Origin of the sequence: Natronorubrum texcoconense (genome assembly GCF_900100335.1) — an archaeon.
GTDB classification, from domain to species: domain Archaea; phylum Halobacteriota; class Halobacteria; order Halobacteriales; family Natrialbaceae; genus Natronorubrum; species Natronorubrum texcoconense.
This window is the reverse complement of record NZ_FNFE01000003.1, coordinates 328745-355511: the sequence shown is the minus strand read 5'-3', so window position 1 is coordinate 355511 and position 26767 is coordinate 328745. Positions and strand designations below refer to the sequence as shown.

Annotated in this window: 23 protein-coding genes; 14 read left to right on the top strand and 9 right to left on the bottom strand. The window is 64.9% G+C overall.

The window, feature by feature from the left end; all coding sequences use genetic code 11:
* Nucleotides 1-26: 26 nt before the first annotated feature.
* The gene (locus BLT08_RS12225; protein WP_090307720.1) at nt 27-1682 is read right to left on the bottom strand and encodes an ATP-binding protein; all 1656 of its coding nucleotides are present in this window, start codon (nt 1680-1682) and stop codon (nt 27-29) included.
* 367 nt (nt 1683-2049) lie between these two features.
* Between BLT08_RS12225 and BLT08_RS12220 the strand changes: the two genes are divergently transcribed.
* The 3 genes from BLT08_RS12220 (at nt 2050) to BLT08_RS12210 (ending at nt 4748) form a co-directional block, all read left to right on the top strand.
* Entirely contained in the window at nt 2050-2679 is a 630-nt protein-coding gene (locus BLT08_RS12220) for a hypothetical protein (protein ID WP_090307282.1), read from the top strand.
* 420 nt (nt 2680-3099) lie between these two features.
* Nucleotides 3100-3585, top strand: a complete 486-nt coding sequence (locus tag BLT08_RS12215) for an Lrp/AsnC family transcriptional regulator (RefSeq protein ID WP_090307278.1) — start codon at nt 3100-3102, stop codon at nt 3583-3585.
* A 2-nt stretch (nt 3586-3587) separates the two neighbouring features.
* Nucleotides 3588-4748: a pyridoxal phosphate-dependent aminotransferase gene (locus BLT08_RS12210; RefSeq protein WP_090307275.1), complete on the top strand. Its 1161-nt coding sequence runs from the start codon at nt 3588-3590 to the stop codon at nt 4746-4748.
* Between the two features lie 95 nt (nt 4749-4843).
* On the opposite strand, the gene BLT08_RS12205 is transcribed toward BLT08_RS12210, so the two are convergent.
* Nucleotides 4844-5467, bottom strand: coding sequence for a class I SAM-dependent methyltransferase (locus BLT08_RS12205; protein WP_090307271.1), 624 nt, complete (start codon nt 5465-5467; stop codon nt 4844-4846).
* Nucleotides 5468-5594: 127 nt separating this feature from the next.
* Here BLT08_RS12205 and BLT08_RS12200 point away from each other — a divergent pair, with 127 nt between their 5' ends.
* Both BLT08_RS12200 and BLT08_RS12195 read left to right on the top strand, forming a co-directional pair.
* A complete protein-coding gene (locus BLT08_RS12200) occupies nt 5595-6827 on the top strand; it encodes a GNAT family N-acetyltransferase (RefSeq protein ID WP_090307268.1) in 1233 nt (410 codons plus the stop codon).
* Nucleotides 6828-6896: 69 nt separating this feature from the next.
* Nucleotides 6897-7130 (top strand): hypothetical protein, encoded by a 234-nt coding sequence (locus BLT08_RS12195; RefSeq protein ID WP_090307264.1) that lies wholly within the window; start codon nt 6897-6899, stop codon nt 7128-7130.
* Nucleotides 7131-7136: 6 nt separating this feature from the next.
* Here BLT08_RS12195 and BLT08_RS12190 read toward each other — a convergent pair whose 3' ends face one another.
* Entirely contained in the window at nt 7137-8312 is a 1176-nt protein-coding gene (locus tag BLT08_RS12190; RefSeq protein ID WP_090307260.1) for an NAD(P)/FAD-dependent oxidoreductase, read from the bottom strand.
* A 58-nt stretch (nt 8313-8370) separates the two neighbouring features.
* Complete coding sequence (locus tag BLT08_RS12185) at nt 8371-9471, bottom strand: NAD(P)/FAD-dependent oxidoreductase (protein ID WP_090307256.1); 1101 nt, start codon at nt 9469-9471, stop codon at nt 8371-8373.
* Nucleotides 9472-9581: 110 nt separating this feature from the next.
* On the opposite strand from BLT08_RS12185, the gene BLT08_RS12180 reads away from it, so the two are divergent.
* A complete protein-coding gene (locus tag BLT08_RS12180; protein WP_090307253.1) occupies nt 9582-10571 on the top strand; it encodes an ornithine cyclodeaminase family protein in 990 nt (329 codons plus the stop codon).
* Nucleotides 10572-10738: 167 nt separating this feature from the next.
* Complete coding sequence (locus BLT08_RS12175; protein WP_090307250.1) at nt 10739-12664, top strand: PAS domain-containing sensor histidine kinase; 1926 nt, start codon at nt 10739-10741, stop codon at nt 12662-12664.
* A 121-nt stretch (nt 12665-12785) separates the two neighbouring features.
* Here the strand turns inward: BLT08_RS12175 and BLT08_RS12170 are convergent, their stop codons facing one another.
* The 3 genes from BLT08_RS12170 to BLT08_RS12160 all read right to left on the bottom strand — a co-directional run bounded on the left by BLT08_RS12170 (nt 12786) and on the right by BLT08_RS12160 (nt 16649).
* Complete coding sequence (locus BLT08_RS12170; protein ID WP_090307247.1) at nt 12786-13379, bottom strand: HalX domain-containing protein; 594 nt, start codon at nt 13377-13379, stop codon at nt 12786-12788.
* A 115-nt stretch (nt 13380-13494) separates the two neighbouring features.
* The gene (gene purL, locus BLT08_RS12165; protein WP_090307244.1) at nt 13495-15678 is read right to left on the bottom strand and encodes a phosphoribosylformylglycinamidine synthase subunit PurL; all 2184 of its coding nucleotides are present in this window, start codon (nt 15676-15678) and stop codon (nt 13495-13497) included.
* Between the two features lie 581 nt (nt 15679-16259).
* Entirely contained in the window at nt 16260-16649 is a 390-nt protein-coding gene (locus tag BLT08_RS12160) for a winged helix-turn-helix transcriptional regulator (protein ID WP_090307241.1), read from the bottom strand.
* Nucleotides 16650-16757: 108 nt separating this feature from the next.
* Here BLT08_RS12160 and BLT08_RS12155 point away from each other — a divergent pair, with 108 nt between their 5' ends.
* Together BLT08_RS12155 and BLT08_RS23010 are read left to right on the top strand one after the other, a co-directional pair.
* Complete coding sequence (locus BLT08_RS12155) at nt 16758-17426, top strand: flavin reductase family protein (RefSeq protein WP_090307238.1); 669 nt, start codon at nt 16758-16760, stop codon at nt 17424-17426.
* Between the two features lie 125 nt (nt 17427-17551).
* Nucleotides 17552-17722, top strand: a complete 171-nt coding sequence (locus BLT08_RS23010; protein WP_175529298.1) for a glycine zipper domain-containing protein — start codon at nt 17552-17554, stop codon at nt 17720-17722.
* Between the two features lie 96 nt (nt 17723-17818).
* Here the strand turns inward: BLT08_RS23010 and BLT08_RS12150 are convergent, their stop codons facing one another.
* Nucleotides 17819-18223, bottom strand: a complete 405-nt coding sequence (locus tag BLT08_RS12150; protein WP_090307235.1) for an SRPBCC family protein — start codon at nt 18221-18223, stop codon at nt 17819-17821.
* 208 nt (nt 18224-18431) lie between these two features.
* Between BLT08_RS12150 and BLT08_RS12145 the strand changes: the two genes are divergently transcribed.
* From BLT08_RS12145 to BLT08_RS12125, 5 genes are all read left to right on the top strand, one after another.
* On the top strand, nt 18432-19424 hold the full coding sequence (locus BLT08_RS12145) for an ABC transporter ATP-binding protein (protein ID WP_090307232.1): 993 nt from the start codon (nt 18432-18434) through the stop codon (nt 19422-19424).
* Entirely contained in the window at nt 19421-21313 is a 1893-nt protein-coding gene (locus BLT08_RS12140) for an ABC transporter permease family protein (protein ID WP_090307227.1), read from the top strand. The genes BLT08_RS12145 and BLT08_RS12140 overlap by 4 nt, the downstream gene beginning before the upstream one ends.
* Nucleotides 21303-22538: an ABC transporter permease gene (locus tag BLT08_RS12135; protein WP_090307222.1), complete on the top strand. Its 1236-nt coding sequence runs from the start codon at nt 21303-21305 to the stop codon at nt 22536-22538. The genes BLT08_RS12140 and BLT08_RS12135 overlap by 11 nt, the downstream gene beginning before the upstream one ends.
* Before the next feature lie 159 nt (nt 22539-22697).
* On the top strand, nt 22698-25139 hold the full coding sequence (locus BLT08_RS12130; RefSeq protein WP_175529297.1) for a penicillin acylase family protein: 2442 nt from the start codon (nt 22698-22700) through the stop codon (nt 25137-25139).
* Nucleotides 25136-25591, top strand: a complete 456-nt coding sequence (locus tag BLT08_RS12125; protein WP_090307213.1) for a hypothetical protein — start codon at nt 25136-25138, stop codon at nt 25589-25591. The genes BLT08_RS12130 and BLT08_RS12125 overlap by 4 nt, the downstream gene beginning before the upstream one ends.
* Here BLT08_RS12125 and BLT08_RS12120 read toward each other — a convergent pair.
* Complete coding sequence (locus tag BLT08_RS12120) at nt 25574-26629, bottom strand: DUF2332 domain-containing protein (RefSeq protein WP_090307209.1); 1056 nt, start codon at nt 26627-26629, stop codon at nt 25574-25576. The two genes, BLT08_RS12125 and BLT08_RS12120, sit on opposite strands and share 18 nt — an antisense overlap.
* Between the last annotated feature and the right edge of the window lie 138 nt (nt 26630-26767).

The window sequence follows — 26767 nt, the reverse complement described above, 5'->3', positions numbered from 1 at the left end:
GCGTTTCGATCGGTGCGTAAATTGTTTCAGTTGTTACTATAGAGTTCCTGTTCTATTGGCTCTGGCAGCGTAAACGAAAAGATTGCTCCCTCGCCGGGTTCGGACTCGACCCAGATATCACCGCCGTGCCGTTCGACAATTCGTTCACAGAGCGCTAATCCAATTCCGGAGCCGGGGTGATCGTCGTGGGGAGCATGGCTGTGGAATACGTCGAAGATACGATCTTGCTCGGCGGGGTCGATCCCTACTCCTTCGTCTCGAACCGATACGACCCAGTCTGTACCGTTTTTCTCGGCAGAAACGTACACTCGTGGCTGACTATCTCCGCAATAGTCAATCGCGTTTTTCAACAGGTTCTGGAACACCTGCCGAAGTTGGCTTTCATCGCCGCGGACGCAAGGTAACTCCTCAATCTGCACCTCGGCGTTACTCTCTGCAATTCGGGGGTCGAGGTCTCTGCGTACGTCTGCAACCACGTCGTTGAGATCGATCGGTTCGAGCGGTTCTCCCCGAGAATCTACCCGCGAATACTGAAGCAGGCCATCGATCATTGCACTCATTCGGTCGGCTCCGTCGACGGCAAATTCGAGAAATTCCTGCCCATCGTTGTCAAGTTCGTCTTCATAGCGGCGCTCGATGAGTTGCAGATACGATGAAACCATTCGCAGTGGCTCTTGGAGATCGTGCGAGGCAGCGTGGGCGAATTGTTCCAAGCGCTCGTTCGACTCCGCGAGGTCGTTCACTAACTGTTCAAGTTCGTGCTGGTAGGTTTTATCCGCGATTGCTTCGGCGAGAACGTTTGCAACGCTCTGGACGAAGGCAACGTCCTCGTCGGTAAACGATTTTGGGGCCACGTCGTGGGTGCCCAAAATGCCCCACGGCTCGTCAATTGGCCCGATAATCGTACTGATGCCGCTACGGACGTTATGACTCGTCAGCAGTTCCGGGCCGCTAAATCGCGACTCCGTTTCGAGGTCTTCAACGACAATCGGGTGGTCGTTCTCCAGCGTGTACATGGCTTGAGAATCGTCTTCAACGGCAGAGATCGTCGCTTCGCCGACGAATCCGTCCTTCCACCCAACACCTTGGCGAAGCAGTAGTTCTTGGCGTTCCTCGTCGAGATCGAGTACCTTACAATACCTGTTGTCGAGAACGTCCGCCAATTGGCGGGAGGCTTCGTGCATGATTTCGTCGAGGTCATCAGTTTCGAGTGCGAATTGCCCGAGATCGGCGACGACCTGTTGCTGTCTAGATCGACGCTTGAGTTCCAATGCACGGGTTTCCGACCGTGCATCGTTGATCCCTCCGGCAAAAGCGGGGACGAGTACGAACGCCGTGATAGCGAGGAGTGCTCGAGCAGGATTACTGAGAGCTGTACCGGGCGCGAAGTGGTAGAGAGTGAGGGTGCCGCCCAGAATACCGATGGCACCGAGACACCACTTTGTAATGGTCGGATAGAATTGGGGAGTTACGTCAGTCCGTGGCAGCCAGTAGCCACCCAGAAGGAGGACGACGCCCGGGATGCCGATAAAACCGGAAATGAAGAGGGAGTCCACCACCGGATCTCCGCGCAAGATTTCCACATAGGCCAGTCCGATTGCGAACAGGATATACAGAACTCCGAGGCTGATGATAGCTCGCCTACCACCGAAATCGGACGCAATCGACTTCCACGTATCCACGAGGTAATTGTTAGCACTGAGGGGTATTGGGTGTTCTGTATCAAACAGACAGCTCTCATCTATAAGTGTGGTTCTCACTCTTATATTATGTATTGTCGCTACCAGTATTGTCTCGTCCGCCCATTTTCTGGTACTCATTACGATCTTTCTCTCTCGTGAACGAAAAACTAATTAACATCTTAGAGATCAGATCTGTGGTTGATTCGGTAACTGTTCCATCTGTACTGAACAACCAGATGCGCTATTTGAGCCGTTCGCGGTTCTCAATCAGTCTATAAAACCCGTCGCTCAACGAGGGAGATCCCGATCCGGACGAAGGCCCGAAACACGACCCACCTATTTGTACCCCCCGCAACATCGATGTGGTATGAAGACGCTCGAGGTCACTGACGAACAGTACGCAGTCATCCAGCAACTCCGCGAAGAGATCTCCGAACAGGTCGTCGGCAAGTACGGCTTCGTCCGCGAACGCGACGCCGTCCAGTACCTGATCGACAACCTCGACGGCGAGACCGAACTCGAGATCGAACTCGACGCGGACCTCGACTCCTCGGCGACCGATGACGTCGCCGCCTCTGTCGGCGCCGCGATCGGCGGCGAGTCGACCCCGGAGGATCTCGAGGAGGTCTCCTATATCGAAGACGACTCGGTCGACGAAGACGACGATTCGGGGTCGGACGCAAATACCGACGGCACCGACGGTGAGGACGACGAGATCGACGGCGATGCCGAAGACTCGAGTGAGGACGCTACCGGAGACGACGAGTCGGCAACCGATGCGGACACGACAGCCGACGACGACAGCGGTGGTGATGGTTCGGCCGACGACGACGATATGTTAGACGAGATGATGAGCCTGCTCGAGACCCACGACGACAAGTGGTCGGAATCGAGTTCCGCGGACTACCGCTACAGCGTCGAACTCCCGGACGGGACGACGGAGGACGTCCAGACGAAAGACGACGTTCGAGCGCTGTTGTTCAAGAACTATCGATAACGTCGACCGCGTGGTCCGTGAGCGATCGACCACGGATCGATCCTGCTCGTGGTTGCAGTCGTTCGATCCACGACCCACACTCGAGACGGCATCGGCTGACCAAATCGATCGAACATCCGTCATCGCATACCACGGTATTCGAGAACGAACAGCTATCGTGACAGTACGGTCATGTTTCGATGCACTTTATGGTAGTAGTCGGTAAATTTCTAGACGAAGCCAAAAAATGAGTCGAGCCTACCCATTTCAGCAGGAGGAGGATATCACCTGTCCGGATTGTCAGCGGAGCGTTCCGATGCAATCGCGTATCTGTCCTCGGTGTGAATCGTCGCTTCATTAGGAGCTGCTGGGGATCCGCGCGCCACGTGTTGCCGACCGAACAACGGTAGACCTTTACTCGCGCTCGCGCTTCGCGTTTGTATGAGCGAACGCGAGGTGCTCGAGTTGCTTCGTGAGAACGCCCGATACTCGACCGACGATATCGCGCGAATGACCGGTCTCGACGAGCAGGAAGTCGAGGCGGCGATCGAGGAACTCGAGGCAACAGGCGTCGTCCGCGGCTATCAGGCGGTCGTCGACTGGGACAAACTGGAAGACGAACGCGTCCGTGCCGAAGTCGAGCTGAACGTCCACCTCGACCGCGAGACGGGTTACGGCGACATCGCAGAGCGCCTCGCACGGTTCCCGCAGGTCACCGCACTCAGACTGGTCAGCGGCGACTACGACTTCGACATGGAAGTCGAGGGCGACTCCATCCGCGAGGTCTCGCAGTTTATTAGCGAGAAGGTCGCGCCCGTCCCCGAGATCACCCAGACGGTCACCCACTACGTGATGACCTCCTACAAAGAGAACGGGATCGAACTCGGCGACGGCGAAGACGACGAACGGCTCTCGTTCTCACCCTGACCATGACGTTCGAACTTGCCGATCGCGTCCAGACGGTGCCGCCGTCGGGTATCCGGCGGTTTTTCGAGATCGCCGAGGAGCGCGACGACGTCATCTCGCTGGGTGTCGGCGAACCGGACTTCGCGACGCCGTGGGCGGCCCGCGACGCCGCGATTGCGTCCTTAGAACAGGGGAAGACATCCTACACGGCGAACCGTGGGAAGCGCGAACTTCGAGAGGCCATCGCGGACTATGTCGCCGACCGGTTCGAACTGGGCTACGACCCCGACGAGGAGATCATCGTCACCGCGGGCGCGAGCGAAGCGGTCGATCTCGCCTTCAGAGCGTTCGTCGATCCCGGCGACACGGTCGCCATCGCCCAGCCGTCGTACATCTCCTACGAACCCGGCGTCATCTTCGCCGGCGGCGAGGTGCTCTCGGTGCCGACGAAACAGGAAGACGATTTCCGACTCACCGTCGATGCACTCGAGGACGCCGGTGCCGACGAGGCCGACATGCTCGTACTCTGCTATCCCAATAACCCGACGGGGGCGATCATGACGAAAGCGGATCTCGAGCCGATCGCCGACTTCGCCCGCGAGCACGACCTGATGGTTCTCTCGGACGAGATCTACGCCGAGTTGACGTACGATGGAAACGAGCACACCTCCATCGCGAGCCTCGAGGGCATGCGCGAGCGCACCATCGTCTTCAACGGCTTCTCGAAGGCCCACGCGATGACGGGGCTTCGACTCGGCTACGCGCTGGGTCCCGCCGAAGCTATCGGCGCGATGAACAAAATCCACCAGTACACGATGCTCTCGGCGCCGACGACGGCCCAGCACGCGGCCCTCGAAGCGCTCGAGTCCTGCGAGAACGACGTGCGGGAGATGGTGAACCAGTACGATCGCCGTCGGCAGTTCGTCCTCTCGCGGTTCCGCGAGATCGGGATGGACGTCTTCGAGGCCAAGGGGGCGTTCTACTGCTTCCCCGAGGTGCCCGAGGGATTCACCGCCGAGGAGTTCGCCGAAGGAGTTCTGCGCGAGGAAGGTGTCGCGGTCGTCCCCGGTGACGTCTTCGGCGAGGGCGGTGAGGGACACCTGCGGATCTCGTACGCGACCGGACTCGACGACCTCCGGCAGGCGCTCGCGAGGATCGAAGCGTTCGTCGACGAGCACGCCTGAGGCTGGGACGGAACGTCGTTCGGCTCCGGTGAAAATTCAGGGCCCGTAGTGCTACGAATCCTGAAGAGAACGTGAGGGATCAGTGTAACGGGACATCAGGCCTCGAGCGTGGCGGCGACGAATAGCCATCGCTCGTCGTTGTCGGCGAACGTACCGGCGGTGCCCCACTCGTCGGTAATCGTAAACCCGGCGGCCCGCAGTTGGTCCCGCGTGGCGTCCACGCCGGCAACGTTCCACTGCATTTCGACGCCTCGCTCGAGCCAGTCCGGATTCGTCCCGCACCACTCCTCCGAGCCTTCGGACAGGAGCACGCGACCGCCGGGACGCAAGACGCGTGCGAACTCGTCGATAGCCGTCCCGTGATCCTCGAGCGGGACGTGAATCAGCGAGTGAAAGGCGGTAGCGGCATCGCACGCGTCGTCACGGACGGGCAACCTCGTCATCTCTCCCTGTACGCGCGCCGCTTCGGGAACGTTCGCCGCGGCCAAATCGAGTTGCTCGCGGGAGAGATCGACTCCGAGGGCGGTCGCTTCCGCACTCAGTTTTCGAAGGACTGGGATGCCCGGACCGCAGCCGACATCGAGGATTCGTGCCGGAGTCGCAATCGAATCGAGGAATTCGTCGAGAATCGCGTTTCCGCGGACGTCTTCTGCACGTTCCGCATCGTACGCCCCCATCAGTTCGTCGTACCCTCGACGAACCGTATTCCTGTCGATCATACGCAATGATTACTGGACGTATCTGTTTAGCCTTTGTACCAGTTCGAACGCGACGCCGTTCTCGAGGCAGTACAGCGAACGGCCCGCGATATTAACAGTTTTCTCGGTCGCCCACGCTGTCCGTCTCATGGCCGACTACCGCCCCATTCCGGACGAGCGGGACGTGTTTCACGACTACCGGAGCTACGCCTTTCGACCGGAGTTAGGGGTGCCAGCGTACGATCCCGACGAACACGAGGAGCCGCGAGACACGCTCGGCTCCCGCCGCGGCCTCTACGCGACCGAGGCAGCCGACGACGCGAATCCGCGCTGTGTCTGTCGACACTACTGGCTCGAGGCCCGCGTGCGCGGCGACACCCACCGAACCGCCGGATTGGCGTCCGTCGCGACGCCGCCGGAGTACCGCCGGCAGGGCCACGTCCGGCAGTTGCTCGCTCACTCCCTGGCGGAGTATCGCGAGCACGACGTCCGATTCTCGGTGCTGTGGCCGTTCCAGTATCGGTTCTACCGGAAGTACGGCTGGGACACCAGCAATCGAGTCGTGACCCACGAGTGCGAGCCGTCGGTCCTCTCGTTCGCGACGGATGCGACCGACGGTGCCGACGCCGATAGCACAATCTTTCGCCGACTCGAGGCCGACGACTGCGATCGACTCGAGTCGGCCTACGAGACCCACCGCGAGCGCTACGGCCTCGCCCTCGAACGCGACGAGTCCTGGTGGCGACATCGCGTCTTCGGCGGCCACGACCGCGATCCGTTCGTCTACGCATACGAGCGCGACGACCGGGTAGCGGGATACCTCGTCTATACGATCGACGGCGAGATGGGCGACCGGACGTTATCGGTCTCCGAACTCGTCGCCACCGATCACGACGCTCTGCTGGCCCTCCTTTCGTTCTGCCACGATCACGATTCGCAGGTCCAGCGCGTTCGACTTCGAGCGCCCGCGGATGTTCCGATCCGCGACGTCGCTCGCGACCCCGACGAGATCGACACCGAAGTCACGGACGGGCCGATGGTCCGAATCGTCGACGTCGCCGAGACGCTGTCCGAACTCTCCTATCCCGATTGCGAGGCTGATCTGGCGATCGCCGTCGAGGACCCGCTGACCGACTGGAACGACGGCGCGTTCCGACTCGAGGTCGCGAACGGTCGAGGCGAGGGTGACTCGGTCACCGCCGTCGCCGACGATCCGGACGTCCGCCTCGGGATCGGCGCGCTCTCGCAACTCGTCGTCGGATTCCGATCCGCGCGGACGCTCGAGCGAACGGGGCGACTCGAGGCGACGGATTCGTCGGCTATCGCGACGCTCTCGACGCTCTTCCCCGGGACCGAGACCTATCACGGCGATCGGTACTGACACTCGCTTCGGGACCGAAGCGGTCAATCGGACAATACACTAATACGGCGGTGGTGTCAACGATTGAGCATGGCAGCGACGGTCGTCATGATCGGACTGGTACTGGTGCTGATCGCGCAGTATCTCGGTGCTATCGTGATCCATTTCGACGCGAAACGGCTCGGGATCGAGAACCCGGCACACTACTCGATGGGGGTTTACGTCCCGCTCGGCGGCGTGCTGGTGGTTCCGGTGTACGTTTCGCGGCGGAAGGACCTCGCAAAGACAGACCGTGACGAAACGTCCGCTACAGAGACCGACTAACCGATCTCAGACGACGTTCCGTTCCACTCGAGCCGACTCCTCCTCGAACCGATCGCTCGAGAGCGCCTCGACATCGACCAGCGACGCCTCGCCGTCTGCGACGAGTTCGGCTACCAGTTTCCCCGTCGCGGGCGCGTGCTGGAAGCCGTGGCCCGAGAAGCCCGCCGCGGTGACGAACCCCGGAACCGTCTCCTCGACGATGGCGGTGTCGTCCGGCGTCACGGCGTACAGCCCCGCCCAGCCGCGTTTGACCGCCGACTCGGGGCCGAAGTAGGTCGTCCACTCCGAGACGGTCTCGAGGGCGTCGATACTCCACTCGAAGTCCATCGATTTGGTGTACAGATCCGGATCACAGGCCGGATCGACCGCCGAAAAGTGCCCGCCGACCAGCGCGTCGCCGTCCCGCTCGGGTCGAAAGTACGACCCGCTCTCGAGGTCGATCGTCAGCGGATCCGAGTCGGGGACGGGAGTTTCGGGTTGGGCGACGGCGATCTGGCGGCGCTTCGGGGTGATGGGGAGCGACACGTCGGCCATCGCCGCGACCTCGCCGGCCCACGGGCCCGCGGCGTTGACGACGTAGTCGGCCTCGAGTCGGCCCTCGGACGTCTCGACGCCGACCACCCGCCGCGATTCCTCGTCGTCTCGAGCGCTTCCCCCCTCCCGGATCACGTCCACGACGGGCGTCTTCGTTCGCACGTCGACCCCCGCGTCGGCCGCCGCTCGCGCGTACCCCTGCAGGGCGAGGTGCGGGTCCGCGAAGCCGTCCGTCGGGGAGTGCGTCGCCGCGACGAACTGTTCGGGGTCGATTCCCGGGCAGTGCTCGCTCGCCTCGTCGGGTGTGAGACGTTCGCTCGGAACGCCGCGGTCGTTCTGCATGGCGACGGCCTCGTCGAACCCCGCCGCGGTCTCCTCGCTCCGGGCGAGAAAGAGGTATCCCGGCCGCCGGTAGTCGATATCGGTCCCGAACCGTTCCTCGAAGGCGTTCCAGACGCGCATGCTCTCGAGCGAGAGGTCGACGTTGACCGGCGTCGAGAACTGCGCGCGGATGCCGCCCGCGGATCGTTCGGTGCTCCCCGAGCCGATCGATCCCTGTTCGCAGACGACGACGTCGACGCCGCGAGTGGCGAGTTCGTACGCGCTCGAGAGGCCAACGATTCCACCGCCGATCACGACGACTGTCATACGGTATCGAACGGCACTGTCCGGGATAAGGATTCGTTCGAATGGGGCGGACTGATACTCAGAACCGGTCCGGCGAGAGGTGGTCCCGACACTCGTCCTCGAACTCCCCCTCGAGCGCGTCGTGAACCACGTCCGCGACGGCCGGGGAGAGCGTGATCCCCTGCCCGGTCAGTCCGCAGGCGACGACGAACCCGTCGACGCTCGTCTCGCCGACGATGGGTCTGCCGTCCGGCGTGACGGTTCGACGGCCGATCCACTCGTCGACGACCGTCGCGCCCTCGAGCCCGGGGACGACGGCCGCGAGTTCCGAGGCGGAGTCCGCGTATCCGTCCGGGACGCTACAGTCGTCAGGATCGTACTGCTGGCCGTCGTCGTACGCCGTCCGGTACTCGCCGACCCACGCCCCCGGTCCGTCGTCGCCGCCCGTCGGGCGAACGTAGCGTTTGGACTCGAGGATCGTCACCGGACTCTCGAGAGGGTGGTCGGTCTCGAGGGCCGCCATCGGTCCGAGCGTCTGTCTGAGTGGGAGCGAGACGTCGACCATCTCGTGTAGTTCCGAAGCCCACGGACCGGTCGCGTTGATCACGCAGTCGGCGTCGAAACTGCCCGTTTCGGTTTCGACGCTCGAGACGGCCCCGTCGCGCGTCCGCACGTCGGTGACGGTCTCGCCCGTCCGAACGTCCACGCCCGTCTGTCGGGCGCAGTCGGCGAACCAGTTCGCGACGGCGACCGGATCGCAGAGCCGGTCGTTCGGCGTGTGCAGTCCGCCGACGAAGCCGTCGGGCTCGACGCCGAGTCGGGAGAGTTCCTCCGCCCGCAGGTACGACGCGTCGACGCCGTGTTCGCCGAGCGTCGCCGCGGATTTCTCGAGTCGCTCCGCGAACTGGTCCGTTTCGGCGAGATAGCAGACGCCGATTCGCGTCGATTCGAGCGGACCGCGATCGAACAGTTCGTCGTAGACCGAGCGGGCGCGCGCTCGGAATCGAAGGTCGAACGGCGTCGGATCGATCACGGTCTCCATCAGGATGCCTGCGGAAGCCGCCGTCGTCTCGCTACCGATCTGCGAACGCTCGAGGAGCGTGACGTCGTGGTCGGTCTCGCCGAGTCGCGCCGCGATCGCGGTTCCGACGATTCCCCCGCCGACGATGACGATTTTCATGCGCACACGTACCACGACCAGCTACAAACACGCTCCGGCGAGGCTACTGTGACCCATCTGGCTGTCGGAACGACGGCACCACTGAAGTGGGCCTGCGACGAGTTTCGCGTATGGTTCGCGTGCTCTCCGACGAGGATATCGCGTCGGTGCTCGACCTCGAGGCGCTGTTGCCCGTCGTCGCCGACGCCTTCGAGAAGCAACGGACAGGGGCGGTCGAACGACCCGAGCGGCCACACTACCCGATCGGGAGGGGGCTCGATCCCGACGCACCCACCGAGCCGACTGGGACCGGACTCTGTATGCCCGCGTACGTCCACGGCGCGGACTACGCGGCGACGAAGCTCGTCGCCGTCGTCGAGGACAACCCCGAGCGCGGACTGCCGACCGTCACGGCCCAGATTTCGCTCGCGAACGCCGAGACCGGCCAGCCGGTCGGCTACCTCGCCGGCAACCGGATCACCAACGCGCGGACGGGCTGCATCGGCGGCCTCGCCGCTCGCGAACTCGCGGCGGACGGTCCGATCGAGTTGGCGGTGATTGGCGCGGGGACACAGGCCCGCTGGCAGACCCGAGCCATCGCCGCCGCCGTCGGCGTCGACCGACTCGAGTCGATTCGAGTCTACTCGCCGAGCGACTCCCGGATCGGCTGCGCACAGGAGTTGGAGTCCGAACTCGGCGTCGACGCGACGCCGGTCTCGAGTTCGCGAGAGGCAGTCGAGGATGCGTCGGTCGTCGTCACGACGACGACGAGCACCGAGCCGGTGTTTCCGGGCGAGGCGCTCGCGGCGGGTACGCTCGTGATCGCCGTCGGCGCGTACACGCCCGAGATGCGCGAACTGGACGACACGACGATCGAGCGCGCGGCCCGCGTGGTCGCCGACGTCCCGAACGAGGCCGCCGAAACGGGCGATCTTCGAGGACACGACGACCTCGAGTTGCGCTCGCTGGGCGAGGTGTTGGCCGGCAACTACGGCCGCGAGTCCGCCGACGAGATCGTCGTTCTCGAGAGCGTCGGGACGGCAGTGCTCGACGCTGCGGCGGCCGAGTTCGTCTTCGATCGAGCCGTCGAGCGGGAGCGTGGGACGACGACCTCGCTGTAGTCGGCGACGGCCGGCTCTGTCGGCCGATCAGCCACGACACTGAAATAGCCGCCCTGCAAAGTACGTCGTAGCTAGCTCTCGATGAACACAGCGACAGTGCGAGTCGGTCGGCTCCGGGGGGATCCGCTCGCGACCGCGATCTCGAGCGACGATTGGGGTGTGGAGCCGTGACGCTGCGATCCGTCCCGATCGCCGATCGGGTCACCGACGCCTTCTTCGCGCTCGATACGGACTTCCGGTTTACCTACCTCAACGAGCGCGCAGAGACCCTGCTGAAGCGCTCTCGGGCGGAGCTGATCGGTCGCGTCATGTGGGACGAGTTCCCCCAAACCGTCGAAACCCAGTTTCCCGACCGGTTCCACCGCGCCATGGACGAACAGGTCTCCGTCTCCTTCGAGGTGTACCACGCCCACCTCGAGACCTGGTTCGAAGCCCGCGCCTACCCCTCCGAAAGCGGTCTCTCGGTGTACATGCGCGACGTCACCGAGCGAAAATCCCAGGAGACGACGCTCGCCCAGCACGCGGCGGTCGTCGAAGCCGTTCAAGACGCCGTAATCACGCTCGATCGCAACCGGGAGATCGTCACCGTCAACGGCGCTCTCGAGGACGTACTCGACGCCGACCGACGGGAGTTCGTCGGCGAGCACGTCGAAGTGCTCACCAGTCGGGCCGGGATTTCCGACGAGCACGCCGTCGAGATCGGGCGAGCGATCACCGACGTCGACGTCGGCAACGCCGCCGAGCGACAGCTCGAGTTACCGTTCACCGACGCCAACGGAACCGACCGAATCGGCGAGTTCCGGTTCGTCCCGATCGAGGACGACCTCGCGACCGTCGCCGCCGTCGTCCGCGACGTGACCGACCAGCGCGAGCACGAACGGGTCGTCACCTCACTCCACGAGATTACCCGGTGGTTGCTCGAGTCCGACGACCCCGAAGAGATCTGTGCGATCGCCGTCCACGCCGGCAGCGACCTGCTCGATCTCCCGATCAGCGGGGTCTGGCTGCTCGAGGAAGAACAGGGCTACCTCGAGCCGGTCGCCGGAACCGCCGGCGCACACGACGAGTTCGGCGGCCTCCCGCGATTCTACCCCGGCGAGGGCCTCGTCTGGGATACGTTCGAGTCGGGTGACGTCGCGCGGTTCGACGACCTCGAGACGGTCGACGACATCTACAACCCCGAGACGCCGATCCGGTCGGAGATCATCGCCCCGATCGGCACCCACGGCGTCCTCATGACCGGCTCGTTCGACGCCCACCAGTTCGACGAGACCGACGTCGACCTCATCTCGACGCTGGTCGAGAACACCCGGGCGGCGCTCGACCGGGCCGACCGCGAGCAGGTGCTCCGGGAGCGGACCGCCGAACTCGAGCGCCAGACCGAGCGACTCGAGTCCGTCGCCGACGTCCTCTCGAGCGATCTGAAAGCGCAGCTGTCGTCGCTCGCGGACGCGCTCGAGGCCGAGGGCGGCGAGACGTCGGCCGCTCGCGGAGAGACGGCGGAGAACTGGGAGTTCCCGCTCGCGGAGGACTCGGTCGAAGCGACGCTGGACCGCACCGAACGGCTCGTCGACGATATCCGTGAGTTCGCCCGGAACGCGTCGGCCGTCGGTCCTCGGAGCCGGATCGATCTCGAGTCGGCGATCGAGGACGCCCTCGATCGATCGCGACTGGACAGCGAACGCGTCGTGGTCGAGCAGTCGGCGACGCTCAGAGCCGACGCCGATCGGTTCGTCCACCTCCTCGAGACGGCGTTCGACGACGCCGCGGCCCGCGCCGACGGCGAGGTGACGATTCAGGTTGGCCTCGTCGGCTTCGGCACGAGCGACCGCTCGCGGGGCTTTTTCCTGTTGGACGACGCGACCGAAATCCCGCCGACCGCTCACGACCGAGTGCTCGACATCACGACCGACGACGGCGACGCGAGTGCCGGCGTCGAGACGAACATCGACGGGCTAGGGCTGGCGCTCGTCAGAGCGATCGCCGAAGCCCACGACTGGTCGTTGACGGTCGACAACGGAACCAACGGCGGCACGCGACTCGAGGTCCGCGACGTAACGACGCTCGAGCGCGAGTCAACGGGTTCCAGCTAACGCGTCAGTTCGACTCCTGTAGAGTCGAGTTCCGGCTGACAGATCAGCCCGACTCCTGTAGAATCGAGTCCCGGGTGACAGATCAGCCCGACTCCTGTAGAATCGAGTCCCGGGTGACAGATCAGCCCGACTCCTGTAGAATCGAGTCCCGGGTGAGGTCCCGACAGAGCTGTCGGTAGCCGTCCTGCTGGAGCAGTTCCGACATCGTCTCGTCGACCTCGACGCGGAGCACCGCGATCCGGTCTTGCAGTCGGGCGTACTCCTGGCTCGACTTCAGTTCGGCATCGGTTTTCTCGGCGTCGAGCAGCGCCTTCTTCGAGGCGAGCGCGAAGAACTCCTGGAGCTGTTCGTCGTAGCTCGATCGAAGCTGTAACTGCTCGACGATTCGGACCAGTTCCTCCTTCGAGACGGGCTTGACGAGGTAGTCGTCGAACCCCATGCCGATGATGTCGAAGTCCGGTTCGACGGCCGTTACCATCGCGACCCGACAGTCGAGACCGCGGTCACGAATGGTCGTGAGAATACGATCTCCGGAGAGCCCGGGCATGCGTCGATCGAGCAGGACGATGTCGATACTGTCGTCGATGGCGTTCAGTGCCGTCTCGCCGTCGTAGGCCGTCTCGATGTCGCACGACTCCCCGAGCCAGGCGGCGTAGAGATCCGCGAGGTCCGGTTCGTCTTCGACGATTAGGACGGACGGGGTGGTAGTGGCCATCGAACAGTGTCCTCCGGTCTCTCAGTTCGTTGGAGGAATCGTACCACGGGTATATCAAGATATCGGGCGTCAGATAAGTGCCGATTCGATGGATGATCGTCCGAGAAGCTGTCGACTACTCGAGTTCTCGTTCGATCGTCGCTCGATGCGCTCGAATCTCGCCTGCATCCGTTACGATCGTTCGATTGCCGACGGTAAGCGCGAGCGTGCCGTCGCCGGTCGCCGAGCCGAGTTCGACGACCGGTGCGACGCCGTCGAACGCCGCGCTGACGGCATCGGGAGCGTCGGTCTGGATCAACGCGCGACCGGGCTGTTCGTGGAAGAGGGCTGCAGCGACTGCCTCGTCGTCCGCGTCGTCTGCGACCGGGAGCGAGACGTCGAGTCCAGCGTTTTCGGTGACCATCTCGGCCAGCGAGACGGCGAGACCGCCGTGGCTGACGTCGTGGACCGCGAGCGTGGTGTCGTCGGTCGCCACGTCGGCGAGCGTCTCGACGACGGCCGCGGGATCGGCGGGGAGTTCGGGGAATACGTCGCTGCCACCGTGGCGAGCGAGGTACTCGGAGCCGCCGAGACGGGCCTCACCGCTCTCGAGGCCGAGATCGCCAACGAGCAAGAGCGCGCTGTCGGAGTCGGGGGCGACCGACAGCGGCGGGGCGTCGTACCCCGCCTTGGTGCCGACCATCGCGAGCGTCGGCGTCGGCGGGATCGGCCCGGTAACGGAGTCGTTGTACAGCGAGACGTTGCCGCCGACGACCGGGGCCGAGAGCGTCTCGCACATGTCGGCGAGACCGTCGACGATTCCCTTGAAGCCGCCGTAGACGTCCGGCTTTTCGGGGTTGCCGCCGTTGAGGCAGTCGACCGCCGCGAGCGGCGTCGCGCCCTTGGCCGCGACGTTCGTCGCGTTCTCGAGGGCGATCGCTTTCGCCCCCTCGTAGGGCGCGACGGTAGTCCAGTTCGGCGCCGCACCCGACGAAATCGCGAGCCCTTGCTCGGCCTCCCTAATGGCGATAATCGCCGCGTCGTCGCCCGGCCCGACGCTCGTTCGGACGCCGACCTCGTGGTCGTACTGCCGGTAGACCCACCGCTTCGAAGCGGTGTTCGGACTCGAGACGACGGTCTCGAAGGCGTTCTCGAGATCTGCGTCGGGGAGGTCGGTCTCGGGTTGGGCCGGCTCCTCGCTCTCGAGGTCGTTCATCGGAGCGCCCTCGCCGAGGAAGTAGGCGTCGACGTCGACGACCGTCTCGCCCTCGAACGTGCAGGTGTAGTTCTGCTCGGTGACCTCGCCGATGACCGAACAGCCGAGATCGAATCGCTCGGCGATTTCCGCGACGCGATCGACGTTCTCGGGTTCGACCTCGTAACACATCCGCTCCTGCGATTCGGCGAGCAGGATCTCCAAGGCGTTCATGCTCGGCTCGCGCTGGTGGACGCGCTCGAGTTCGATGTGGGCGCCGAGACCGCCCTTGGCGACGAGTTCGCTCGAGGCACCGCCGAGGCCGGCGGCGCCGAGGTCTCGAGCGGACTCGATCAGGCCCTCGTCGACGAGTTGCTCGTTGGCCTCGATGAGCAGCTTTTCGGCGTAGGGGTCGCCGACCTGGACCGCGGGTCGGTCCTCGGTTTCGGCATCCTCCGCGAGGTCTTCGCTGGCGAAGGAGGCGCCGCCCAGCCCGTCGCGGCCGGTGCCGTTGCCGACGAGGACGAGCTTGTTTCCGGGCTCCTGTGCGACGGCGGTGACGAGTCGCTCCTCGTTCGTCAGGCCGACGCAGGCGACGTTCACGAGGGGGTTGCCCTCGTAGTCGGGGTGGAAGTCGACGCTGCCGGCGACCGTCGGGACGCCGATACAGTTGCCGTAGTGGCTGATCCCCTCGACGACGCCTTCGAAGAGGTACTTCGAGTGCTCGTCGTCGAACTCGCCGAAGTACAGCGAGTCCGCCAGCGCGATGGGGTAGGCACCCATCGAGAGGGTGTCGCGGACGATGCCGCCGACGCCCGTGGCGGCCCCGTCGAACGGATCGACGTAGGAGGGGTGGTTGTGGCTCTCGATCCCCATCGTGATGTAGGTCGACCCCTCCTCGTCGCCGCCGTCCTCGCTTCCGGGCAGCGCGACGACCGCCGCGTCGTCACCCGGCCCGATGACGACCTGCTCGCCCTCGCTGTCGAAGGCCGAGAGCAGCGGTCTCGAGGAGCGGTACGCGCAGTGTTCGCTCCAGAGGTTCTCGAACAGCGCCGCCTCGGCTGGAGTCGGCTCTCGCTCCAACTCTTCGACGACGAGTTCGCGGTCCGAATCGGCAAGACTCATTCATGTCGGTGATGGAAGTCGGGTAGTAAAGGGGTTTCTATGTGCACGTTCGTGTATCGTTCGTCCGTCCGCTCGTGGGGCGGATCACGCGCGGTGGCGCGCGCTGGAGACGCGCTCGAGCGATGGTGAGAGCGTGCCGACGGATCGTGCGAGGGATGAGTGAGTGACCGGAGGGAACGAACGAGTCGGTTGGGGAGGACGTGGCGCTCCTAGCCGCCAGGAGTGCAAGACATGCTGCCTGTTCGCACTATTCGACACCGGCTGCTACCCTCGACTCACGATTCGTGGATCCAAGGATTCCCACGTCCTCCCCAGCCGATTCGCTCACTTCACTCGCTCATCCAACGGAAGACGCAACGCGCCTTCCGAGCCGTTCGCTCGTGTTACTCGCGAAGACCTCGCACGGTGTTGTGCTGCGGTTCACCGTCGGTTCACCACAGCACAGCGCGCGCCACCGCACGTGGTTTGCACTTTCGGCGCGATTCGAAGCGTATCTGTACGAACCCCAGAGTGTGTCAACCAGTCTTCGACTGAGACGTATCAGAGCGACAGTTCGGACTCGAGTCGCCCACAGTACCGATTCAGCCCTCGAATTCCTCGTCGAGCCACGAGCCAGCCCAGCACTCGATTTCGTCGAAGACGGGTTCGAGGGACCGTCCCTTGTCCGTCAAACTGTAGTAGGTTGCGATGGGGGCGTCCTCCTCGATTCGGCGTTCGACAAAGCCCATCTCGCCGAGGTCGTCGAGCACGCGCGAGAGGGTGCGCGCGTTCGCCTCGGTCGAGCGCTTGAGTTCGTTGAACCGCTGTTCGCCCTCGAGGAGTTCGTGGAGGACGGCCAGTCGCCACTGGGAGCCGATCTGCTCGAGCGATTCGATGACGGGGCAGGCGTTGGGCTGACCGTCGTTGGAAGGCGACTGGTCGTCGCGGGACGGGGATTGTTCCTCCTGTGTGTGGGGCTGTTGGGAAGACATCGATTGAATCTACGCTGGCTACGGTACGAACCGTTTTAGCAGTTCGGGTCCGAACCAGCTAACACGGCGTTAGTGGCCTCGGTACGGACCGAACGCGCGCTCACACACATGACAGACTCACCTCCGACAGACGAGATCGAACCGGACGCTACCGACGGCGGGACCGAACCGAACGACCGCACGAACTCCCTCGAGATCGATCCCGACACGCACCCGGGATCGCTCTATCGCGTGCTCTCGAGTGCGGTCGTCCCGCGTCCCATCGCGTGGGTGAGCACCCGCAGCGCCGACGGCGTTGACAACCTCGCACCGTACAGTTTCTTCACCGTGGCATCGGTCGACCCGCCGGTCTTGCTCTTTGCGCCGGTCGACGGTCCGGAGGGCCTCAAGGATACCCCGCGAAACGCCCGCGAATCGGGCGAGTTCGTCGTCAATATCGTCACCGACGGCCTCGAGGAGGCGATGAACGAGACCAGCGCGAGTTTGCCGGCGGGCGAGAGCGAGTTCGACCACGCGGACATCGACCGCGCCGCCTCGTCCGTGGTCGACGTTCCTCGAGTCGCTGACGCGAAGATCGCCTTCGAGTGCACCCTCCGAGAGCTGCTCGATGTCGGCGGCTCGACGCTCGTGCTGGGCGACGTCCGGTACGTCCATCTGGACGAGTCGGTGACTACTGATGGGAAGATCGACGTGAACGACGTCGACGCGGTCGGTCGGCTGGCGGGGAGTTTGTACACGCGAACCGACGACCGGTTCGGGCTCGAGCGGCCGCCGTAATGGATGCCGGATAGCGGTAGCGAATCGCACTCGATTCGGAGCAATCTGAATCCTTGCGGCCAGTGTGGGAACTCACGTGCCACTAGATCTCTGGGTTTATTTCACCGGAAGTCCAAAGACAGCACGTGTCTGACGAAGAAGACGACCAAATAGATTTGAATAAGATGGCCTTGGGGATTGCGTTCGGACCGCTACTAGGAGCCGCTCTTGGACTTGCACTGGGTGATATTACGATAGGTATTACATTCGGTATGGTTCTCGGTATCTTTCTCGGTGTGGTGTGGGGCCTCACGTGAACTACCACGCGCGAACTTGAACAGTTGTTGTACTCGCATAGGGACCAGGGACCTACCGAATCGAACATCGAAATACAGCGACGACCGAGACGCGTCCTACTCGACGAGCAACGCTTCGAGTCGCTCGAGCGCGCGCAGACAGACCGGGACTGAGCCGACGGCGTGTAGCGGAAGCTCGAAGACGATTCGACACCGGCTGCCCTCGAGGTCGTCGACCCGGTGGGCCGCGATCGGAAGCCCGGAGATCCGCCACGCCCACCGTCGATCCGAACAGTCGGTGATTCGGAACGAGAGCCAGACACCCGAGACCCGTACGCGACCGGTGGTCCCCGAACGAAGCCGCCGGTCGGTCGACTCGACGCCGTTGACGAGCGGCGACCACTCGGGCCACCGTGTGGTGTCGACCAGTAGCTCCCAGGCGTCCGCTGCGGGGGCCTCGAGGACGTGCGAGGCCTCGAGGCGGCGACCGTCCGGGGTGTGTGCAGTCCGGAGGCGGGTCATGTATCCAGAGGGTACGGTGTCACGGGGTATGGAGGTTTGGCAGGCGACTCGAGTGCCCGAGACGTCTTGGGGCTCCGTTCGGCGGCGATCGGCGTCGATAACTGGCGGGAGTCGATCCAACCGCCGGAACCGTTCCCCACCTACCGATACCGGAGACCGTCACTAGCCGCTACACTTTACTGACGCCTCTTCGACGCTCGAGTAACGAATGGCGATACTCGAAGTGGACGACCTCCGCAAGGAGTACGGCGGCTTTACCGCCGTCGACGGCAGTTCGTTTGCGATCGAGCGCGGCGAAGTCTTCGGCGTCGTCGGTCCCAACGGTGCGGGGAAGACGACGACGCTGAAGATGCTCGCCGGACTCATCGAGCCGACCGCCGGCACCGCCGTGGTCGCCGGCCACACCCCCGGCGACCCCGAGATGGCCCGCCGACTCGGCTTTCTCCCCGAGGAATCTCCCCTGTACGAGGAGATGACCGCGACCGACTACCTCGAGTTCTTCGCGGATCTCTACGACGTCCCCCGAACCGTCGCTCGCGACCGGATCGACCGCACGCTCGAGCGCCTCGATCTCGAACACCGCGACCGCCGACTCGGCAACATGTCGAAGGGGATGAAACGCAAGGTGGCCATCGCGCGGGCGCTGGTGAACGACCCCGACGTGCTGATCTTCGACGAACCTGCCTCCGGGCTGGACCCGCTGACGACCAACTACATCATCGAGTTCACCCAGGAGTTGAGCGACGAGGGGAAGACGATCGTCTTCAGCGCGCACAATCTCTTTCACGTCGAGAGCGTCTGCGATCGGATCATCATCATGAACGACGGGCGGATCGTCGCCCGCGGGACCATCGACGCGATTCGGAAGGCCCACGGCGGCACCGAGTACCACGTCTACGCGACGGTCGACGCCGGAAACGGAGCCCCGATCGACGACGAGTTCCGTCACGTCGTCGCGGATATGGCCGGCGTGGAGAGCGTCCGCGAAACCGTCGAACGGGACGGCGGTCGGATCACGGACATCCAGACGGAGACGCCGACGCTCGAGGACATCTTCCTCGAGGTCGCGAGCGAGAGCCGCGAAAACAGCGAAAGCCGCAAGAACAACGAGGGGCGAAACGGTGCCGAACGCGACGGCCGAGACGGCGACGAATCCGGTAGATCGGATTCCGACGAGGATACGGCGGAGGCGCGGACGTGAGCGACGAGCGCGAACGGGACACGCGCTCCGGCGCTGCTCGCCTCCGCGGCGTGCTGGCGCGGACGACTCGGATCGCCCGCTGGGAGGTCTTCCGAAGCACCGGCACGGTCGACCGAAAGACGGCGCTCGTGCTCGTGGGATTGCTCCTGACCGTCGGCATCGTCGGGATCTCCGTCGCCGACGAGGGGCTCGGTCTCGAGGACGAACTCTACGTGATGGCCGTCGACGAGGACAGCCAGTACCACGACGTCGCCGTCGAGAGTGACTCCTTTCGGGTGATCGGACTCGAGGACCTCGAGATCACCGACGACGGGGAGGACGCGAACGCCGACGTGGTGGTCACACAACGGGGACAGATCGGCCACGTCGGGCCGAACGGGGCTGTCGCCTACGACGCGTTCCGAGACGCAGTCAAGGAGTACAACGAACGACGGTTGAGTCAGGAGGCAAACCAGACGGCCGCCTATCCCGTGTTGGTCGACCTCGAGTACCGGGACCGCGACCTCGGCGGGGCGACGGCTGACGGTAGCGGAACTGACACTGACGAGAGCGAGACTGGCGATGACTCGACCACCGACGGGAACGGCGGGAGTGAGACGACGGATGGCACCGGCGATGATTCCGGAACCGGTACTGAGGACTCGAGCGACGACGACGGGGGTACCACTGACGGAACTAGTGGCACGGGCGACGGCAGTCTCCAGGTCCCCGATGTCGGCAGCGGCGCCGTCGAGGACGCCTCGGGGACGCCGGGATCGATCTCGCCGCCGTTTCCCTTCCAGTCACTGCTGCTCGCCTTCCTGTTCGTCGTCCCGATGAACTTCGTTATCCAGGCCTACGGAAGCACGATCATGGACGAGCGAATCAAACGGCGCGGCGAACTGTTGCTCGTGTCGCCGGCCTCGAGCCGAGAGATCGTCGCCGGCAAGACGCTGCCGTATTTGGCGGCTCTCGTTGCCATCGCCGTCGCGATCACGGTCGCCGTCGGTGGCGGCCCCCTCTCGGTCGCCGCGGCGATCCCGATCGCGCTGCTCTTTCTGGCGGCTACGTTCGTCGGCGCGATGCTCGCGCGGTCGTACAAGGAGCTCACGTTCGTGACGGTCACGATCAGCGTCTTCCTGACCACCTATACGTTCATCCCGGCAGTCTTCACCGACGTGACACCGATCGCGCTGATCTCGCCACTGACGCTGATCGTGATGGACCTACAGGGCGAGACGGTCCGACTGGGCGAGTATCTCTTCTCGACGGGCCCGTTCCTCGCCAGCGCGGGCATCTGCTTCCTGCTCGGTCTCGGCGTCTACCGCGAGGAGGACATGTTCGCCCAGAAGGCGATCCCGGTGAAGGTGATCGACGCCCTCGCGAGTCGACTCCACGGCTACCGAAGCGTCCCGATTCTGTCGATGCTCTTTATCCCGTTCGTCTTTACGGCTCAGTTGCTCGCCGTCGCCCTCTTGTTCGCCGTTCCGGAGACGTTCGCTCTCCCCATGATCTTCGTCCTCGCGGCGGCCATCGAGGAGTTCGCCAAGAGCATCCACGTCTACGCCGGCTTCGCCCGCTCGAAATTCGAGTCCTCCCTCCGGATCGCCGTCCTCCTCGGCGTCCTCTCCGGGGTCGGCTTCTTCGTCGGCGAGAAGCTCACCCACGTCGCCCAGTTCGTGGGCCTCCCAGAACTGACGGTCGGCGTCGCCGCCTTCGGCCCCGCGCTGTCGAGCGATCCGCTGCTCCTCCTCGCGCTCTTTTTCGCGCCGCTGGTGTTGCACGTCGTGACCGCCGTGATCTCCGCGCTCGGCGCGAGTCGCGGACAGAACGCGTACGCGGTCGCGTTCGTGATCGCAACGCTCGTTCACGCGGCCTACAACCTCGGGGTGATCGCGCTTGTCGCGTGATCGCGACCGGCGAAGCGGGCGAAACGGAGTACGCGACTCGAGCGACGAGCGGCCCCGCGACGAGCAGGTCCCCGTCCAACGCGGCCCGAATCCGCCGCGACCGGCCGACAACACGTCGAGCGCAGACTCCCGTCTCGGCTCGCTGTTCGGACCGATCGACTCGCTCTTCGGTCCCCGCTGGGCCGTCGCCCGCCGCGAACTCGGCTCGCTTCGCTCCGAGAAGACGATCGTCCTCGCGCTGGCGATCCAGCTCGTTATCGCCGGCTTCTCCTCGTTTCTCGTCGTCGGGCTGGTCTCGCTGTACGATCCCGGCTCCGCGGAGGGCTACGGTGCCGAGATCGTCATCGCCGGCCAAGACGCCGAGGACGTCCAGCAGCTTCGGGCGCTCGCGGACGAACGCGACGGTCTCGAACCGACCGTCGCCGGGGACCGCGACGAGGCGATACAGGCGTTCGACGACGGGCAGTTCGAGGCCGTTCTCGAGGTGACCAGAGACGCCGAGGACCGGCTCGTCGTCGGGGTGACCGCGGCCGACGACGGCCTCGAGACGACGCTGCTCGTCGTCCAGTTGCAGGAGCTCCTCGAGTCGCTCGAACACGAGGAGCGCGTCGCCAACGCGGACGCCCTCGAGGAACCGCCTCTGACCGTCCCGACGGAGGGCGACGCGAGTCCGTACGTCGAGTTCACCTACACCGTACTGGTGCCGTTGCTCCTGTTCCTGCCGGTGTTCATCAGCGGCTCGATCGTCGTCGACTCGCTGATCGAAGAGCGCTCGCGAGGGACCCTCGAGTTGCTCCGGGTCAGTCCGCTGTCGCTCGTCGACATCGCCGACGTGAAGCTTCTCACGATCGCCGCGCTGGCGCCGCTACAGGCTGCCGCGTGGCTCGTTCTCCTCGCGGTCAACGGGACCGGAATCGCGTTGCCGGCGGCGCTCGTCGTGTTCGTCTCCGCGCTCGCGTTGCTGGTTACGGGGGTCGGAACCGCCATCGCGCTCGTCGCGCCTGACCGGCGGCAGGCCCAGATCGGGTACTCCGTCGGCATCGTCGCCGCGCTGGTGATCGCGACCCTGCTGCCCGAACATCCCGCGAACACCGTCGCGAAGCTCGCGATCGGGAGTCCGACGGCGACGACCTGGCTCTCGCTCGCCGGCTACTGTCTGGTGGCGGTCGTCGTCTTTCTCGGGATTCGGTCGGCGATCACTCGGCTCGACACCGATTCGCTCTGACCGACGGGCCGTCACGGGCCATCGAGTGGCGGGCCGTCGTTCAAACGTCGTCACCGTCCTCGAGTCGCCCCTCGCCGGTGTTCTCCGATCGAACCGACTTTCACGTCTAAACTTCACACAGCGTGATAGTTAAGTCGGCGGCAGCGAATCGTCTGAACTGTGCCAGCAGACACCACACGCCGGGGCGTGCTCGCGGGCGCGCTTGCCGCAGGGATCGGCGGACTGACGCTGACCGGGGCTCGAGAGCTCCTGTCGCAGTTCGCGCCGCTGTCGGGGCGGGCCTGGAACACGGCCAGCCGGTCGCTTCCGGACTCCGTCGAGAACCCCTACGGCGAGGCCAGCCTCCGGGTCGACGACCACGGCGTTCCGCACGTCGAGGCCGACGACGAGGCCGCGGCGTACTTCGCCGTCGGCTACGTGCAGGCGTACGACCGACTGTTTCAGCTCGATCTCCAGCGGCGGGTCATGCGGGGCCAGCTCTCCGAACTCGTCGGCGAGGCCACCCTCGATGACGACGAGTTCCACGTCCGGATGGACTTCGCGGGCGCTGCCGAGGCAACCTGGGAGTCGATCGCCGAGACGCCCGCGGGCGAACTCGTCGAGGCCTACGCCGACGGCGTCAACACCGTCATCGAGGCCGGGTTGCTCCCCCTCGAGTTCGAACTCCTCGACTACGAGCCCCGCGAGTGGACGCCGGCGGACTCGATGCTGATGGAGAAACAGATCTCGTGGGATCTGACGGGGAACTTCGATGAACTCCGGCGGGCGCTGGTCGCCGATCGACTCGGCGAGACCGTCGCCGACGAGCTGTTTCCCGAGCGGATGGACCACGATACACCGATCCTCCGCGACGCCGTCGACGCGGATCGGCTCGAGACTGACGATGGAGACAGCGAAAACGACAACGGTGGCGACGACGATAGCGACGGAACCGGTGGGACGAACGGAGCCGACGCGGCCGGGAACGTGGGCGACGAATTGACGAACTGGCTCTCGAGGTACGAGTCGCCGACCGGCGTCGGCTCGAACAGCTGGGTCGTCTCGGGGGCACACACGGAAAGCGGTAACCCGATCGTCGCCTACGATCCCCACCTCACGCTGATGACGCCGCCGCTGTGGTACGAGCAACGCGTCGAAACGCCCGAGCGCTCGGTTCGGGGCGCGACGTTCCCGGGCGTGCCGTTCGTCATTGCCGGCGCCAACGACTCGGGGACCTGGTCGTTCACCAACGTCGGCGCCGACGTCCTCGACTGCTACCGGTACGAGATCGACGAAAATGGTGAACGGTATCGATACGACGACGAGTGGCGCGAGTTCGACCGCGAGGAGCGCGAACTCGTCGTCGCCGACGGGGAAAATCGAACGATCACGGTCAGAAAGACCGTTCACGGGCCGGTCCTCGAGCGAGAGGAGCGGACCGTCGGCGTCGCTTGGACCGGCCACACCGCCACGCGGACGACCGAGGCGATCTACGAGTTCGGCCGTAGCGACGGGCTCGAGGACTTGCTCGAGGCGACCCGCAAGTTCGACCTCCCGACGCAGAACCTCGTCTACGCGGACGTCGACGGGCGGACGCTGTACTACGCGACGGGACAGCTCCCGATCCGAACGATCGGCGGCGAGGAAGTGCCCGGCAACCGGATCTTCGACGGCTCCGCGGGCGAGGGCGAGTGGGAGGGGTTCACCCCCTTCGGCGAGTCGTCGTGGGACGGCTTCGTCCCGTTCGAGGCAAAACCGCACGCCATCGATCCCGACGTGCTCGCGACGGCCAACCAGCGCGTCGTCGACGATCCCGAACACTACGTCGGCGTCGCGTACGCCTCGCCCTACCGCGGTGCGCGCATCTACGATCGGTTGGACGAGGCCGTCGAGAACGGCGAAGGGACGGACCTCGAGTTCCACCGTGACCTCCAGTCCGACACCCACGACGGTCGGGCGGACCAACTCCTCCCCGACCTATTCGACGTCGTCGAGAGCCGTGACGTCACCGACCGACTTGCGGACGCCACGGCGACGCTCGAGGACTGGAACCGACGGATGGATCGCGACGAGGAGGGGGCGCTCCTGTTCGCCCGGTGGATGGAGCAGTTCCGACGGCTGACGGTCGAGCCCCAGTTCGAAGCGGGTGATCTCGACGAGTCGTACTATCCGGGCGACTGGGCGGTCGCGACGCTCTCGGCGGACAGCGACCTCTACGCGGACCGGTCGCGCGAGGAGACGATGCTCGAGGCGCTCGAGGCCGCGCTGGACGAGATCGACGACGAAGGGTGGGAGCGCTACGGCGACTGGAACACGACGAAGCCGATCGAACATCCCTTCGGCGTGGAGGCCCCGTTCCTCGACTACGACGACCTGCCCCTCGACGGCTCGCGGGCGACCGTCAACAACTATCGCGCCGGGAGCGCCGTCGGCTCGAGTTGGCGGATGGTCGTCGAACCCGGCGGCGAGGCGACGGCGATCCTTCCCGGCGGGAACTCGGGCGACTACTTCTCCGCCCACTACGGCGATCAGTTCGAGCGCTGGATCGACAACGACCAGAAACCGATGGCGCTATCGACGGAGGCCGACGTCACCGTTTCGTTCACGGAGGGATCCTCGTGAGCGCCAGCGGATCGGACGAGAACGGGACGCGCGAGACGACCGGGTCGGAGGCGTCCGAGGGAGCGCTCGAGAACTGTGGTTCCGAAAACAGGGCCGTCGAACGCCGCAAGACCAGTCTGGAGCGCAGCCGAACCGTCCTCGAGCGCGTCAGAACCGAGCCAGGGTTACACGCCGTCGCCGTCGCAGGAGCGGTCGTCCTCGGACTGTTGGCGTCCTGGCTCCACTGGTTCGGTCTCGTTCTCGGCGGGGCGTTCGTCGCGTTCGTCTCGCCGTCCCTTCGCCGAGGCATCGTCGGCGCGGTCGGCTTCGGTCTCGTCGTCCTCGTCGTCTTCGCGCTCACGCTCGGGGGATCGGCGTGGACCGTCCTCGAGATGACGCCCGTCGTCTATTTGGTCATCGCCAGCGCGTTCGGCCTGCCGGTGCTCGGGTCGCTGCTACGAGGGCTCCTGTGAGGGAGGCCCGTCCTCGCTAGCGAGCCACCGGATCCACTTTCCGTAGGATTCGAATCGTGCGAGTTGCGTTTCCCTCGCGGTTTCGTCGTCGAATGTCACCAGCCGGTACGTCGGCGTTCCGAGTTCCTCGCCGGGATCGATCGACAGCCAGTAGACGCGTCGTTCCCTGCTGTGCCGCGAGAGGACCGACCGGAGGTTCGCGATCGTCTCCTCGTCGAGTTGGTAGAGGACGTGTGTGCTGTAGACGACGAGGGCGGCGTCGTCCGGGGCCGCCGAGAGGTGAGACGGGAGGGCGTCGACGGCGTCGCCCTCGGTGAGTGGCGGTCGATGCTCGCGGGCGACCTCGAGCGCGGCCTCGAGTCGGTCGTGTCGCCGAACGCGATTCGGATGAATCAGTGCGTGTAGCCACCGGGCGTCCGCCTCGAGTGACGCGTCGAGGGTATTCAGGTCGATGCCGCGCCGATACGCAACCGTCGGGACGGCTCGAGAGACCGGCGGACGACGGTCGCCCCGAACCTCCGATTCGATCGTTACGGGTGCGTCGCTCGGCCCGACGGTGCCGGCACCCGCGAACTCGTACTGATACCGATCCCAATTGAGGTTGAGCCCCGCGCTCGCTCCGATCTCGACCTGCGCTACGGTCCCGGTGCCGGCCGTTCTGGCGACGTGTTCGAACGCTGGCCGGATCACTGCGGACCGCCCGACGTCGTTCGTCTGACAGCGCCGCCTCGCGACTATTGACCGCAACTGCGCCTCGTTCGCCCTGCAGAAGTCACGGAACTGCGGTACCGGGTCTGCGTCCGGATCCGCGCCACCACAGGAGGGATAGAATTGGGACAGCGGATGCTCTCGGCCGTCTAAGAGGAGCGAGTGGACCGCCGCAAGCAGGAGTTCCGGTTCGGGCTGTGCCGACCGGGCTTCCGACGCAATGTCGAGCAGGAGATCGTCGTCGGCCGCCGCCCTCGCTAGCGAGGCGTACAGCGGCGACTCGTCCGCGACCCACTCCGCGTATCGGCTGAATTTCTCGGCGGTGTCCATGGCACCTTTTCGCATGCGATCGGTTTGAACGTAACTCTGACAATTCGTTCCCGGTCGAACTCGTCCGGCAGGCGAACTGGTCGGTGGCGGCCTCCGCTTTCGCTACCGGGGACTACTCGAGTCCACGCACGACCACTG